Here is a 13,517-nt window from a genome sequence, read left to right as displayed (position 1 = left end):
GAACAAATATATGGATGTAACGACTGCTGAAAAACGAATAGCAGAGCTGCAAAAGTTATTGAACCAATATAATTATGAATACCACGTACTGGACAAGCCGACTGTTCCGGATTCAGAGTACGATCATTTATTAAAAGAATTAGTGACATTAGAAGAACAATATCCTCAGTTCAAGACACCCGATTCTCCTACGCAGCGTGTAGGAGGAACGGTGCTCGATATGTTCCGGAAAGTGCAGCACCGAACGCCGATGCTTAGTTTGGGCAATGCCTTCAACGAAGAAGACTTGCTTGATTTTGACCGGAAAGTGCACCAGGCAATCGGAGAAAATTATTCGTACGTGTGCGAATTGAAAATCGACGGGCTTGCGGTTTCGCTCATCTATGAAAATGGTCTCTTCACGCGCGGGTCGACCCGTGGCGATGGAACGACCGGGGAAGATATAACCGAAAATTTAAAGACGGTCAAATCGATTCCGCTGCGTATTAAGGAGCCTATTAATATCGAGGTACGCGGTGAAGTATTTATGCCGAAGCGTTCTTTTGTGAACTTGAACAAGCAAAGAGAAGAGCGCGGTGAAGAGTTGTTTGCCAATCCGCGAAATGCAGCGGCTGGTTCGCTGCGTCAGCTTGATACACGTATTGCCGCATCACGTAATTTGGATGTGTTCTTATATGCGATTGCCGATGCGGGGGAAACAGGTGTTGTGACACATAGTGACGGCTTAAACTTACTTGATTCGCTCGGCTTCAAAACGAATCAGGAACGAAGAAATTGTGCTGACATCCAAGATGTCATTTCCTATATTAATAAGTGGACAGAGGAACGTCCGAATTTGCCGTATGAAATCGATGGAATTGTAATCAAGGTGAATTCCTTCGAACAGCAGGACGAGCTCGGTGTTACAGCGAAAAGTCCGCGTTGGGCAATTGCTTACAAGTTCCCGGCTGAAGAAGTTGTAACAAAGCTTCAGGATATCGAATTGAGTGTCGGAAGGACGGGCGTTATTACTCCGACAGCAATTTTGGAGCCTGTGCAAGTTGCTGGAACAACGGTGGGGAGAGCATCTCTTCATAATGAAGATTTAATCCGCGAGAAAGATATTATGCTGTACGACTATGTTGTCGTGAAAAAAGCAGGCGATATTATTCCTGAAGTCGTCAATGTGCTAGTGGAACGCCGCACAGATGAACAGAAGGAATTTGTTATGCCCACTCATTGTCCGGAGTGCGAAAGCGAGCTTGTCCGCTTAGAAGGAGAAGTGGCTCTTCGTTGTATCAATCCGAAATGTCCGGCTCAAATCCGTGAAGGACTGATTCATTTTGTTTCCAGAACGGCTATGAATATTGATGGTTGCGGAGAGAAGGTCATTTCACAATTATTCCGTGAGAACTTGATTAAAGATGTTGCCGACCTTTATAAGTTGACTTTCGAGCAGTTGATTGGCTTGGAACGAATGGGAGAGAAGTCTGTAACGAAGCTTCTCGATGCAATCGAAGCATCAAAACAAAATTCGTTGGAGCGCTTATTGTTTGGATTAGGCATTCGTCATGTCGGAGCAAAGGCTGCTAAAACGTTAGCGCAACATTACGGTTCAATGGAAGCCATCACAAAGGCTACGTATGAGGAATTGACTGATATCAATGAAATCGGCCATAAAATGGCGGATTCTATTGTAACGTATTTTTCAATGCCTGAAACAGCTGAACTGCTGCAGGAGCTGATTTATTCCGGAGTGAGCATGGCCTATAAAGGACCAAAATTGGTAGCGGCAGAGGAAAGTGATTCATTCTTTGCGGGGAAAACAGTTGTTTTGACAGGAAAGTTAGAAGTGCTGACGAGAAACGAAGCAAAAGAGAAACTGGAAGCACTAGGCGCAAAAGTTTCAGGCAGTGTCAGCAAAAAGACGCACTTGGTTATTGCAGGTGCTGATGCCGGCTCGAAGCTGACTAAGGCAGAAGAGTTAGGAATTGAGGTTTGGAATGAGGAGAAGCTGATTGAAGAACTAAATAAATAAGAGGTGTAAACAAGCATGAAGAAGCTCTCGTTTTTAGGGGTAGGGTTAATGTTGCTGTTGGCTGGTTGTGCGCCAAATTTAGATGGTGAGGAAACAACGGAAGAAGCAAAAGACGAGTCTGCAAAAGCGATTATACCGAAGTACCAAATATCAGATAATTATTATCGAACCATATTGCCGTTTGAACCAAGTGCGGCCAGGGGGCAAGTCGTTTCCAATTTGAATACACGGTATGATATGACGGAAATGGAAATGGGCTTGATGAGAATAGCACAAGAGGATTTCTCAACGGATACGTATTTATTTAAGGAAGGTCAATTTCTTGATAGTGATACAGTGAAAAGTTGGCTGCAACGCGAATATACAGAGGAACAGCTAAAGGAACAGCAGAAGAAACAGGAACAGAAAAAAGGAAAGAAAATCGATGCTATCGATAACCTTGGCTTAAATCCGAGCGATCCGGGAACTGGTGACATTGATGAGAGAAATCAGAAATACCCGCTATATCTGGCTCATATTTTAGAGCACAATTATATGGTGAAGAAGTCCGATGATACAGTCAGTTTAGGTGGAGTCGTGATCGGTCTTGCTCTAAATTCGGTCCACTATTATCAAAAAGAAGCATACGGAGCAACGTACGAGACGGAAATTTCCGAGAAAGAGATGATGGAAGAGGGCAAGAAAATCGCCGATAAAGTGCTTCAAAGGTTAAGGGGAATGAAAGGACTTGAAGAAGTTCCAATTACAATTGCCTTATTTAAACAAGAATCGAATAAATCGGTAGTGCCTGGTCATTTTGTTTCTTATACAAATGTCGGTAAAGGGAAGAACGCCGTCTCTAATTGGAAAGATTTAAATGAAGAGTATATGCTGTTCCCTTCAGAAGAAGCAAAAGATGAGCATCGGGATGACAATACTGCCTTCCTGAACTTTAAACATGATGTTGAAGAATACTTTCCTAACTTCAATGGGGTTATTGGACGTGGATTTTATATTGACGATCAACTTCAGGAATTGAAGATTGACATACCGATTCAATTTTACGGTAAAACAGAAGCAATCGGATTTACACAATATGTGACCGGGCTCGTTATGGAGCATTTTCCGGAGTATATTTCTGTAGAAGTATCAATTTCATCAGTTTATGGCCAAGAATCATTAATTGTCCGTAAAGCCAATGCGACTGAGCCGATTGTCCATATGTATCAGTAAGTCAACGACAAAAAATAGAAAGCAAAAAACATGATGATTGAGTCTGTTTTTTGCTTTTTTATCTTTCAAGAAAGTTAGAGTTTGCATCTATCCGGAGGTAAAGCAAGGATTTGTCAGTCCATTTATCGATGAGTAAGGGCTGGCTTACATGGTTGTGTACTTTAGGTTTTTGTCAATGCAGGATTACATGATGCTAGAGTGAACTGTTGCACTGTTATCCATTATATTAAAAACGTAACGTAACCGAGAGACTTATTAAGCCTTCGGTTTTATGCCGTTCTATTGTCTTTTTGCACATTTTGAATTATTTGGGCGTAAACTAGACGTATCAGTGCAAATTTTTACATTTTAAATTCTTAAATACCCCGCTTTTGCCGTTTCCTGCACCTATAATCAAATATAAAATATCATTATGGGGAAATATAATATGTCATTATTGCTTTAGTGTGCGAAAGTCTGATAATATTAATAATATGATTTTTAATGCTTTTTATAAAGGTGAATACATTGGAAATAATTGAAAGAAACTGGGCGTTTGCTTAGTTTATTGATAGATAATTTGGAGGTGAACGATTATGTCACGTATTTCAATAGAGGAAGTAAAACACGTAGCACATCTTGCCCGTTTGGCTGTAAATGAAGAAGAAGCGGAACAAATGAGAAAAGAGCTTGATGCAATCATTACTTTTGCTGAGCAATTAAATGAGTTAGATACTACTAACGTCAAGCCGACATCGCATGTTTTGGAGATGGTCAATGTTCTTCGTGAGGATGTTGCGAAAGAAGGTCTTCCGGTTGAGGAAGTTGTAAAAAATGCACCAGACCAACAAGATGGTTACATTCGCGTACCGTCGATTATGGATTAAGGGGGATCAGCATGGACTTGTTCACTAGTAGTTTGCGAGAGCTGCAAACACTTTTTGATAAAAAAGAATTAAAAGTAACTGATTTAGTAGATGCATCTTATAAACGTATTGCAGAAGTAGACGAAACAGTTTCTGCGTTTTTGACGTTAGATGAAGAAGGTGCGCGTAATCATGCGGCACAATTAGATGAGAAGCTGGCAAAAGGTGAAGCATCCGGTCTTTTATTCGGTATGCCGATTGGTATTAAAGATAATATCGTAACGAAAAATCTGCGCACAACATGTGCCAGCAAAATTTTAGAAAACTTCGATCCTATTTATGATGCTACTGTAGTGGAGAAACTTCGTCAGGCAGGCACAGTGACGATCGGGAAATTGAACATGGATGAATTTGCGATGGGCTCATCTAACGAAAATTCTGCTTATAAGAATGTTCGGAATCCTTGGAATATTGAATATGTTCCAGGTGGTTCTTCAGGCGGTTCGGCTGCAGCAGTAGCAGCTGGTGAAGTATTGTTCTCGCTTGGTTCGGACACAGGCGGTTCTATTCGCCAGCCGGCAGCATATTGCGGTGTTGTAGGATTGAAGCCGACATACGGACGTGTATCCCGTTTTGGCCTAGTAGCGTTTGCTTCATCACTTGATCAAATCGGTCCAATCACAAACACAGTAGAAGATAATGCTTTCCTGTTAGAAGCTATTTCCGGAATTGATCCGCTTGACGGCACTTCAGCTAATCTGGCTGTACCGAAGTTTACGGATGCATTGACTGGCGATGTAAAAGGTCTTCGTATTGCCGTTCCAAAAGAATATTTAGGGGAAGGCGTTACGGAGGAAGTGAAGAATTCTGTCCTTGGAGCATTAAAGGTGCTTGAATCTTTAGGTGCTACATGGGAGGAAGTATCACTGCCTCATTCGAAATATGCATTGGCAACTTATTACCTTCTATCTTCTTCAGAGGCTTCAGCGAACTTGGCACGCTTTGATGGCGTTCGTTACGGTTATCGCTCGCCAAACGGAGAAACACTGATGGATATGTACAAAAATACACGTGCTGAAGGATTTGGCACAGAAGTAAAGCGCCGAATTATGCTTGGAACATTCGCGCTAAGCTCCGGCTACTATGATGCATATTATAAAAAGGCACAGCAAGTTCGTACATTAATCAAAAAAGATTTTGAAGACGTATTTGAAAAATATGATGTCATTATTGGTCCGACAACACCGACACCTGCATTCCAAATCGGTCAAAATGTAAAAGACCCGCTGACAATGTATGCGAATGATATTTTGACAATCCCAGTGAACTTAGCAGGCGTTCCGGGTATTTCGGTTCCGTGTGGATTGTCAGAGCAAGGATTACCGCTTGGTCTGCAAATTATCGGCAAGCACTTTGACGAAAGTACAGTATACCGAGTTGCGCATGCATTTGAGCAAGCAACTGATCATCATACAAAAAAACCGCAACTGTAAGGGGTGAGGGAAATGCAACAATTTGAAACTGTAATAGGTTTAGAAGTACACGTTGAGTTAAAAACAGAATCAAAAATCTTTTCATCAAGTCCAAACCATTTCGGTGCTGAGCCGAATTCCAATACATCTGTCATCGATTTAGGCTATCCGGGCGTATTGCCTGTCGTGAACAGAAAAGCAGTTGAGTATGCGATGAAAGCAGCTATGGCATTGAACTGTGAAGTAGCGACGCATACGAAATTTGACCGCAAAAACTACTTTTATCCGGACAATCCAAAGGCATATCAAATTTCTCAATTTGATCAGCCAATCGGAGAGAACGGCTACATTGATATTGAAGTGAATGGCCAGAAAAAGCGCATCGGTATCACGCGTTTGCATTTGGAAGAGGATGCAGGAAAACTGACGCATGAATTCGGTTATTCTTTATGCGATTACAACCGCCAAGGAACGCCGTTGATTGAAATTGTATCGGAGCCCGATATTCGCACACCGGAAGAGGCGTATGCATATTTGGAAAAACTGAAATCAATCATTCAATTTACGGAAGTATCCGACTGTAAAATGGAAGAGGGCTCGCTTCGCTGTGATGCGAACATCTCGATCCGTCCGTATGGGCAGGAAGAGTTAGGCACAAAGACAGAGCTTAAAAACCTAAACTCATTCAGCTTCGTCCGCAAAGGACTTGAGTTCGAAGAGCGCCGTCAAATAGCTACTGTATCTGCTGGAGGTAAAATCGAGCAAGAAACACGCCGATTTGATGAATCTTCAGGCAAAACAATTTTGATGCGTGTTAAAGAAGGTTCGGATGATTATCGCTACTTCCCGGAGCCGGATTTAGTAGAGCTTTACATTGATGACGAATGGAAGAATCGCATTCGTGCAGAAATTCCTGAGCTTCCGGATGCTCGCCAAAAACGTTACGTTGAGCAAATGGGCTTGCCTGCATATGATGCGGCTATCCTGACAGTGGCAAAAGAAACAGCGGATTTCTTCGAAGCGACTGTTGCGGCAGGTGCAGAAGCAAAGCAAGCATCGAACTGGATTATGGGCGAACTGCTGGCTTACTTGAATGCTGAGAATAAAGAACTTACTGGTGTTGCTTTAACTCCGCAATCATTAGCAGGTATGATTCAACTGATCGAGAACGGAACCATCTCATCTAAAATTGCCAAAACGGTCTTTAAGGAATTGGTCGAAAACGGCGGAGACGCAGAAGAAATTGTAAAAGCAAAAGGCTTAGTACAGATTTCCGATGAGGGTGCGCTGCTGAAAGTCATTGCTGAGGCACTTGATAACAATCCGCAATCAATTGAAGACTTTAAAGCTGGGAAACAAAAAGCGACAGGATTCTTAGTCGGTCAAATTATGAAAGCGACAAAAGGGCAAGCTAACCCTCAACTGGTTAATAAATTATTATTGCAGGAAATTCAGAAGCGATAATAAAAAGAAAAAACGTCACCGGTCCTTTTTCGTTTTTGAATTAGCTTCTCGAATACTAAAAAGAGGCAGCACGGTTAAGTGTTGCCTCTTTTTTATGGGTTTGAGAGTTATTAGCAATGGGCTGTAAGGGGTTCGAACCCTTGACCTACTGATTAAGAGTCAGTTGCTCTACCAACTAAGCTAACAGCCCGTGTTTTTATTATATCACTATAATTTATATTATTCAAAATAAAATCTAAATTATTTGTAGTCAGATTTTACCTGAAGAAACCTTTTATATTATTTAACCGTATATAAAAGGAGGAAAGGAAGTAAACTAGGAGGTTTGAAGATGGGATTACTTGTAACTTGGATAATTATTGGAATTATTTTGTGTGGGCTGGCTTATTTAGTGCATAATAAAAAGATGTACGATTTCATTTCCGGGTATAATACAAGCAGTGAGGAAGAAAAGGAAGAGTATAGAAATAACGGCTACCTTACCTATAGTGGCCGATTTTTATGGGGAATGGCAATCATTTGGCTGTTCGGGACTTTGATTTTGGCATTGGCCGTACCTTACGCTTTGGAGATTCAAGTGGGTGTTTTCCTGGTCTACACATTAGGAGGAACCATCTACGGTTCGAGATACTCATTGCCAAAGAAAAGGAAGAGAAATTATATTATCTCTATCAGTCTCACTGCTATTGTGTTAGCTTTTGTCAGTGTGCTGTTTTTTATGGGATTGCGTCCGACCAACGTGACAATAGATGATAAAACGATTTTTTTTAGCGGTATGTACAGTTATGAGCTGAATCGCGAAGATATATTGTCTGCTGAGTTGATTGATAGTTTGCCGAATGATATGAAGCGAACTAACGGCTTTGGTTCATCAACACGTGCTTTAGGCCATTATTCATCTAAGGAATTAGGAAAAGGTCGAATGTATGTGTTTTTGGATGAACCACCTTATATTCTGTTGGATACAAAGAAAGGTTTTCTTATTTTGAATTCAAAGGATGAACAAGAAACAATGCAATGGTACAATATAATCAAAGGAAATATGAAAGAGTAGAATTTGAAAAAAAGTAGCAATTTTTGAAATGGTGCTATATAATCAACTCTCAATAAATTAATGAAATAAGATTATAGGATGATGATGATGAAAAGGGCAAGGTTAATATACAATCCAACGTCCGGCCGTGAAGTCATTCGCAAGCATTTGCCGGATATTTTGGCAAAGTTGGAGGCAGCAGGTTATGAAGCCTCTTGCCATGCGACAACAGGAGCAGGAGATGCAACAGAAGCTGCACGTATCGCGATTGAAAGAAAATATGATGTTGTCATAGCTGCCGGCGGAGACGGTACAATTTATGAAGTAATCAACGGTCTTGCTGATGCAGAGGTCCGTCCGAAGCTTGGCATCATTCCGACTGGTACAACCAATGATTTCGCACGTGCAATTCACGTTAGTCGTAATGTTGATAAAGCGGTTGATATTATTGCGAAAGGGCATACGATGCCGATTGATATCGGAAAAATGAATGATAGATACTTTATTAACATCGCTGGAGGCGGCCGACTAACAGAGTTGACATATGAAGTGCCGAGTAAACTGAAAACGATGCTAGGGCAACTTGCTTACTACTTGAAAGGGATTGAAATGCTTCCGTCAATCAGAGCGTCTGAAGTTTCAATTGAGTATGATGGAAAGCTTTTTGAAGGAGAAATCATGCTCTTTCTAGTAGCCAATACTAATTCGGTCGGCGGGTTTGAACGTTTAGCTCCCGATGCTTCTTTAAATGATGGCATGTTTACACTGCTAATTTTGAAAAAGTTGAACTTGGCTGATTTTATTCGAGTTATCACGATGACACTGCGAGGCGAGCATATAAATGACCCAAATGTTATTTATGCGAAAGCAAATCGTATTAAGGTGACATCGAAAGATAAAATGATGCTGAATTTAGATGGCGAATATGGTGGATTAGCTCCTGCTGAGTTCGTGAATATGTACCGCCATTTTGACGTTTTTGTTCCGGATGATTTCAAACCGGATGTACTGCCGGAAAGAAATACAGATATTGAATAAAGTTATGAGGAAGAATCCTAACATCAGTTGGATTTTTCCTTTTTGGTTAGTTTTGAAAGCGTTTGAAATTATTGTTTTGGAGTAAAATTTACTATAAATACTATAAAGCAAGGCGAACATCAAAGGGGGAAGGGCTCGTTGCTGCATTACCGGACATACGTGATCGATAGACAGACTGCTTGGGTAACGTTGATTCATGGGGCAGGTTCAAGTTCAGCGATTTGGTACAAGCAGTTAAGGGAATATAAAAAGCATTTCAATGTGCTTTTGGTAGATTTAAGAGGTCATGGGAAATCTAATCAGATTGTCTGGAAAAAGGGAGATAATTTCAGCGATATCGCCGATGAAATTATGGAGGTCATCAATTATGAGCAGATTGAAAAGACACATTTTATCGGCATTTCATTAGGGACTATAGTCATTCAGACGATTGCAAAGCGCTATCCCGATCGAGTCAGCTCCATGATTCTCGGCGGAGCAGTAACAGGATTGGATTTGCGGACGAAGTTTTATATATCTGTAGGGAATTTTGGGAAATACATCCTTCCGTATATGTGGATATATCGATTGTTCGCATGGATTATTATGCCAAGAAATAATCATAAAGAGGCACGAAATACGTTTGTGCAATTAGCTAAGAAGATGTGCCAGAAGGAATTTATCAGATGGTTTTCGCTTACTAAAAACATAAATCCATTTCTGCGCAAGTTACAGAGAAATTTTTACGGTATCCCTACACTTTTTGTGATGGGGAAAGAAGATTATTTATTTTTGGAAACAGTAGAGGATGTCGTTATTAGCTCAAAATGTGATGTGACACTGGAGTGTATTGAGGATGCCGGTCACGTCTGCAATATCGATCAGCCTGAGCGATTTAATGATGTCACCCTTCGATTTCTATTAGAAAATAATCAATCTGCTTTTGTAATAAAATAGAATGCAGTCCCTTGAAACGATTTTTGTAGTTCGTTGCAAGGGATTTTTTTGTTTAAAGTAAGAAAACAGTCTATAATACGAATGGAAGCTTTATATTTAGTAAATTAGATCTTAATTAAGATTGTCTATAGAAATGAGGAAACAGTATACATGAAAAAGCAAGCACCCGTCTCTAAAAATGATGTAGTAACGGTTGACGTGGAAGATTTAACACAAGACGGTTCAGGAGTGGCGAAAGTCGATGGCTATCCGTTGTTCATTCCTAACGCACTACCCGGAGAAAAGGCAAAAGTAAAAGTAATTAAAGTGAACAAGGGCTACGGCTTTGGTCGCTTGGAAGAAATTATCGAACCAAGTCCGGAGCGTGTTGAAAACCCATGTAAACTTCATAAAGAATGTGGCGGCGCACAGCTTCTGCACTTAAGCTATGAAGGTCAGCTTCGTGCAAAAGAAAAGCAAGTACGCGACGCATTAGAGCGTCTTGGCGGATTAAAAGATGTTAACGTGCACCCTGTACTAGGTATGGAAAAACCATGGAGCTACCGCAATAAAGTACAAGTGCCTGTCGGCGAACAAAACGGCAAATTTGTTGCCGGTTACTATAAAAAACGCAGCCATGAAATCGTTGATATGGAAAACTGCGGCGTTGAGCTTTCAATGGATGATTCTGTTGTTTTAAAAGTACGTGACATTTGCAAAGAGAATGGGATTTCTCCATATAATGAGCAAGATCACCGCGGCGTTCTTCGCCACATTATGGTTCGTTGGGCGAAGCAAACAGGCGAGATTATGATTGTGCTTGTAACACGTACCAGACAATTGCCAAATGACGTAGAAATCGTAAGAGATATCGTGAAGGCGATTCCGAATGTAGCAAGTATCGTCCAAAACATTAATACAAAACGCACAAACGTTATTTTAGGTGATCGTTCTGTCACTCTTTGGGGTAAAAGCACAATTACGGACAGTATTGGAGAAGTTAAGTTCGCGATTTCACCGCGCTCGTTCTATCAAGTCAATCCGGACCAAACAAAAGTGCTTTACGACAAAGCGCTTGAGTACGCCGAGCTGACTGGCGAAGAAACAGTTATCGATGCGTATTGCGGAATCGGCACTATTTCTTTATTCCTTGCTCAAAAAGCGAAAAAAGTATACGGAGTTGAAATCGTAGAAGATGCGATTAAAGATGCGAAGCGCAATGCGGAGCTTAACGGCATTACAAACGCAGAGTTTTTGGTAGGTGCGGCTGAAGAAGTCATCACAAACATGGCAGCAGAAGGAATTAAAGCTGATGTCATCGTCGTTGACCCTCCAAGAAAGGGCTGCGACGAAGCATTATTGAACACAATCATTGCCATGAAACCGAAGAAAGTCGTTTATGTTTCATGTAACCCGGGCACACTGGCGCGCGACCTTCGTATCTTAGGAGAAGGTGGTTATGAAACTCGCGAAGTTCAGCCTGTCGATATGTTCCCGCAGACTACACATGTGGAGTGTATCTCACAACTCATTTTAAAATAAGGCAGTCAGCCCTCTCGGGGGCACTGCCTTTTTATGTTTCCTGTATTGGATTTATGAACGTGTATTGAATCCTGATATGTCCCTCAGCTGTGCAAGCAATTTTTTCGACTAGTGAGTGAAGGAGTTGAGGAGTCAGTTCCTTTAGGTTTAAAAGATCCTTCAATTTTTTGCTCAAATCAATTGAGTAACTTTCCTCAGTGCATTCTTTCAAGCTTTCTTCGAGCTGAATACGCTTCTTTTTTGCATCCTCGACTTTTTTGTCAATTAACATCCTGAATTCAATTAATTCATCTTTCGTAATCATATCATCTGTATAGAGATTTACATATTCAAGTTTCTTGTTCCGTAGCTGGTCTATAACCTGTTCAACAGTTGAAATTTCCTGCAGGATCTGTTGCTTCTTCGTTTCCAGCTTTTGTTGTTAAGGTTGCTGTAAATGATTCATCCTGGAAGGATTTGAACAGTTCTCGTAAGTCCTCTTCGATGATTTCCTTGAGTTCTCCTTCTCGGATCGGGAGTCTGTTTGTACAGAAACAGTCTCCGTGCTTGATATTGCCCCCACATCGATATCCGCGCTGGTTTGCTTTGTACCACATGGCTTTGCCACACCCCTCACAGAAAAGCAGATTGGTGAACAAATGCTTTTTAGGAGCTGTCGCTGTACGAGTGCGTCAAGATAACATTTCCTGAACCGTATGAAAGGTTTCTTTTGGAATGATTGCTTCATGAGTATCTTCATGAATGGTCATTACATCGCTTTTCACTTCACGTCTTTTCGTGGATGTCACAGAAATAGTTTCTGTGCGGTTCTGTACCAGATCACCACAATAATGACGGTTATTAAGGATGTTCTTCACGGAAGAAGCATGCCATAGTGGAGAAGCATTTGATTTACCTGCTATCTGTGAGGGGGTAGGACATTGTTCCGCTGTCAGTTTTTTAGCTATTGTGTCCATCCCTTTACCGGATAGATAATCTTGAAAGATTCGCTTCACGATTTGAGGAGTGTTATCATTCCGGATGCTCAGTTTTCCTTCCTTGCATTGATAGCCATATGGAGGGTTCGAACCGACAAACAGCCCGCGTTGTGCTTTCACTCGTTTCGCCTGTTTATTACGTCTGCTGCTGTTGGTTGACTCGTTTTCATAAAGCCAGGCAAATAATCCAAAGTTTTGTACATTGCCTTCCAAGCTGTTGATGGATTTATCCAAGCAGACAATGTGGAGATCGTGCATTTGGCAAATGTCCCGCAACTCATATGACAAGCGTCCGTTACGTGCCAAACGAGAAAGCTCTTTGGCGAGAATGACATCGTATACACCGGATTTCCCATCCTCAATGAGGGATTTTAATCCGGGTCTGTTGTTTTTGGTCCCGGACTTTTTATCGGTGTACACTTTGACAATTTCCCAGTTCTGTTGGGATGCATAGCTACGGAATATATCAATTTGATTATCGATTGAAGTCTTTTGTGAATCCATCTCGGTAGATACCCGAGCGTATATAGCACATCTCATGAGTAATCACCGCCTATAGTCATTTTTCCATGAGATGTTGACGAGTTTAATTTATTAGTATTCACCAATTTATCGAGTTCTAAATGGACCAATTGGGTAAGTAAGCTACGGACATCTATAGCCTTTTCTGGATTTGCGTATAATCTTGTTACTTTCATTTGTTTCCTCTCCTAGTTGTCTTTGTTGCTTTGTAAATTTTTCGGTAGTATGTCTATACTGTTAATAGTTTTTCGGTACTCCTTCCGTATTGGTATACCATTACAGATAAAGTATCGAAATAAAATGGCTTGAAAAGGCAGTGTTAGTGCCTTTTCGTGTAATTGATATATATTTGATGAATGTCATAGATGAAGACATTCGGTTTTTCATCCATTCTTGATTAAGAAGTTTCGGTAATGCATCTATTCTCGTGTGCGTAAGTTTCTTAATACATCTGATGAAAATATGATTGTTGGCGCTGAA

The 13,517-nt window shown here is 40.9% G+C and carries 13 protein-coding genes and 1 tRNA gene; 9 read left to right on the top strand and 5 right to left on the bottom strand.

The features are described from left to right. Window positions 1-10: 10 nt before the first annotated feature. The 5 genes from ligA (at window position 11) to gatB (ending at window position 7,010) form a co-directional block, all read left to right on the top strand. Complete coding sequence (ligA, locus tag IEO70_RS10865; RefSeq protein ID WP_190998389.1) at window positions 11-2,017, top strand: NAD-dependent DNA ligase LigA; 2,007 nt, start codon at window positions 11-13, stop codon at window positions 2,015-2,017. A 15-nt stretch (window positions 2,018-2,032) separates the two neighbouring features. Continuing rightward, entirely contained in the window at window positions 2,033-3,229 is a 1,197-nt protein-coding gene (locus IEO70_RS10860) for a CamS family sex pheromone protein (RefSeq protein ID WP_190998388.1), read from the top strand. A gap of 575 nt (window positions 3,230-3,804) precedes the next feature. Then, the gene (gene gatC / locus IEO70_RS10855) at window positions 3,805-4,095 is read left to right on the top strand and encodes an Asp-tRNA(Asn)/Glu-tRNA(Gln) amidotransferase subunit GatC (protein ID WP_190998387.1); all 291 of its coding nucleotides are present in this window, start codon (window positions 3,805-3,807) and stop codon (window positions 4,093-4,095) included. Between the two features lie 11 nt (window positions 4,096-4,106). Beyond that, window positions 4,107-5,567 carry an Asp-tRNA(Asn)/Glu-tRNA(Gln) amidotransferase subunit GatA gene (gene gatA, locus IEO70_RS10850; RefSeq protein WP_190998386.1) on the top strand — a complete coding sequence of 487 codons (1,461 nt, stop codon included), beginning with the start codon at window positions 4,107-4,109 and terminating at the stop codon, window positions 5,565-5,567. A 12-nt stretch (window positions 5,568-5,579) separates the two neighbouring features. Then, the gene (gene gatB, locus IEO70_RS10845; protein ID WP_190998385.1) at window positions 5,580-7,010 is read left to right on the top strand and encodes an Asp-tRNA(Asn)/Glu-tRNA(Gln) amidotransferase subunit GatB; all 1,431 of its coding nucleotides are present in this window, start codon (window positions 5,580-5,582) and stop codon (window positions 7,008-7,010) included. A 117-nt stretch (window positions 7,011-7,127) separates the two neighbouring features. Here the strand turns inward: gatB and IEO70_RS10840 are convergent. Then, window positions 7,128-7,200 (bottom strand) — tRNA-Lys (locus tag IEO70_RS10840). Window positions 7,201-7,341: 141 nt separating this feature from the next. On the opposite strand from IEO70_RS10840, the gene IEO70_RS10835 reads away from it, so the two are divergent. From IEO70_RS10835 to rlmD, 4 genes are all read left to right on the top strand, one after another. Continuing rightward, complete coding sequence (locus tag IEO70_RS10835; RefSeq protein ID WP_190998384.1) at window positions 7,342-8,064, top strand: DUF3784 domain-containing protein; 723 nt, start codon at window positions 7,342-7,344, stop codon at window positions 8,062-8,064. Between the two features lie 87 nt (window positions 8,065-8,151). Further along, window positions 8,152-9,081 (top strand): diacylglycerol kinase, encoded by a 930-nt coding sequence (locus tag IEO70_RS10830; protein WP_190998431.1) that lies wholly within the window; start codon window positions 8,152-8,154, stop codon window positions 9,079-9,081. Between the two features lie 138 nt (window positions 9,082-9,219). Continuing rightward, entirely contained in the window at window positions 9,220-10,017 is a 798-nt protein-coding gene (locus IEO70_RS10825) for an alpha/beta fold hydrolase (RefSeq protein ID WP_190998383.1), read from the top strand. 150 nt (window positions 10,018-10,167) lie between these two features. Beyond that, window positions 10,168-11,538 (top strand): 23S rRNA (uracil(1939)-C(5))-methyltransferase RlmD, encoded by a 1,371-nt coding sequence (gene rlmD / locus IEO70_RS10820; protein ID WP_190998382.1) that lies wholly within the window; start codon window positions 10,168-10,170, stop codon window positions 11,536-11,538. A gap of 31 nt (window positions 11,539-11,569) precedes the next feature. Here the strand turns inward: rlmD and IEO70_RS10815 are convergent, their stop codons facing one another. The 4 genes from IEO70_RS10815 to IEO70_RS10800 all read right to left on the bottom strand — a co-directional run bounded on the left by IEO70_RS10815 (window position 11,570) and on the right by IEO70_RS10800 (window position 13,213). Then, entirely contained in the window at window positions 11,570-11,842 is a 273-nt protein-coding gene (locus tag IEO70_RS10815) for a hypothetical protein (RefSeq protein WP_190998381.1), read from the bottom strand. 61 nt (window positions 11,843-11,903) lie between these two features. Then, window positions 11,904-12,176 carry a zinc ribbon domain-containing protein gene (locus IEO70_RS10810; protein WP_190998380.1) on the bottom strand — a complete coding sequence of 91 codons (273 nt, stop codon included), beginning with the start codon at window positions 12,174-12,176 and terminating at the stop codon, window positions 11,904-11,906. Window positions 12,177-12,209: 33 nt separating this feature from the next. Then, on the bottom strand, window positions 12,210-13,055 hold the full coding sequence (locus IEO70_RS10805; protein WP_268938733.1) for a recombinase family protein: 846 nt from the start codon (window positions 13,053-13,055) through the stop codon (window positions 12,210-12,212). After that, the gene (locus IEO70_RS10800; protein ID WP_190998378.1) at window positions 13,052-13,213 is read right to left on the bottom strand and encodes a hypothetical protein; all 162 of its coding nucleotides are present in this window, start codon (window positions 13,211-13,213) and stop codon (window positions 13,052-13,054) included. Before IEO70_RS10800 ends, IEO70_RS10805 begins: the two co-directional genes overlap by 4 nt. Between the last annotated feature and the right edge of the window lie 304 nt (window positions 13,214-13,517).

Origin of the sequence: Peribacillus faecalis, from assembly GCF_014712675.1 — a bacterium.
In the GTDB taxonomy this organism is placed as follows: domain Bacteria; phylum Bacillota; class Bacilli; order Bacillales; family DSM-1321; genus Bacillus_AD; species Bacillus_AD faecalis.
This window is presented reverse-complemented; position numbering and strand designations above follow the sequence as displayed.

Excerpts from the sequence above, each read along its gene's own strand:
- ligA (WP_190998389.1), top strand. The coding sequence starts at position 11 with ATGGATGTAACGACTGCTGAAAAACGAATAGCAGAGCTGCAAAAGTTA.
- IEO70_RS10860 (WP_190998388.1), top strand. The coding sequence starts at position 2,033 with ATGAAGAAGCTCTCGTTTTTAGGGGTAGGGTTAATGTTGCTGTTGGCT.
- gatC (WP_190998387.1), top strand. The coding sequence starts at position 3,805 with ATGTCACGTATTTCAATAGAGGAAGTAAAACACGTAGCACATCTTGCC.
- gatA (WP_190998386.1), top strand. The coding sequence starts at position 4,107 with ATGGACTTGTTCACTAGTAGTTTGCGAGAGCTGCAAACACTTTTTGAT.
- gatB (WP_190998385.1), top strand. The coding sequence starts at position 5,580 with ATGCAACAATTTGAAACTGTAATAGGTTTAGAAGTACACGTTGAGTTA.
- IEO70_RS10835 (WP_190998384.1), top strand. The coding sequence starts at position 7,342 with ATGGGATTACTTGTAACTTGGATAATTATTGGAATTATTTTGTGTGGG.
- IEO70_RS10830 (WP_190998431.1), top strand. The coding sequence starts at position 8,152 with ATGAAAAGGGCAAGGTTAATATACAATCCAACGTCCGGCCGTGAAGTC.
- rlmD (WP_190998382.1), top strand. The coding sequence starts at position 10,168 with ATGAAAAAGCAAGCACCCGTCTCTAAAAATGATGTAGTAACGGTTGAC.
- IEO70_RS10815 (WP_190998381.1), bottom strand. The coding sequence starts at position 11,842 with ATGATTACGAAAGATGAATTAATTGAATTCAGGATGTTAATTGACAAA.
- IEO70_RS10805 (WP_268938733.1), bottom strand. The coding sequence starts at position 13,055 with ATGAGATGTGCTATATACGCTCGGGTATCTACCGAGATGGATTCACAA.
- IEO70_RS10800 (WP_190998378.1), bottom strand. The coding sequence starts at position 13,213 with ATGAAAGTAACAAGATTATACGCAAATCCAGAAAAGGCTATAGATGTC.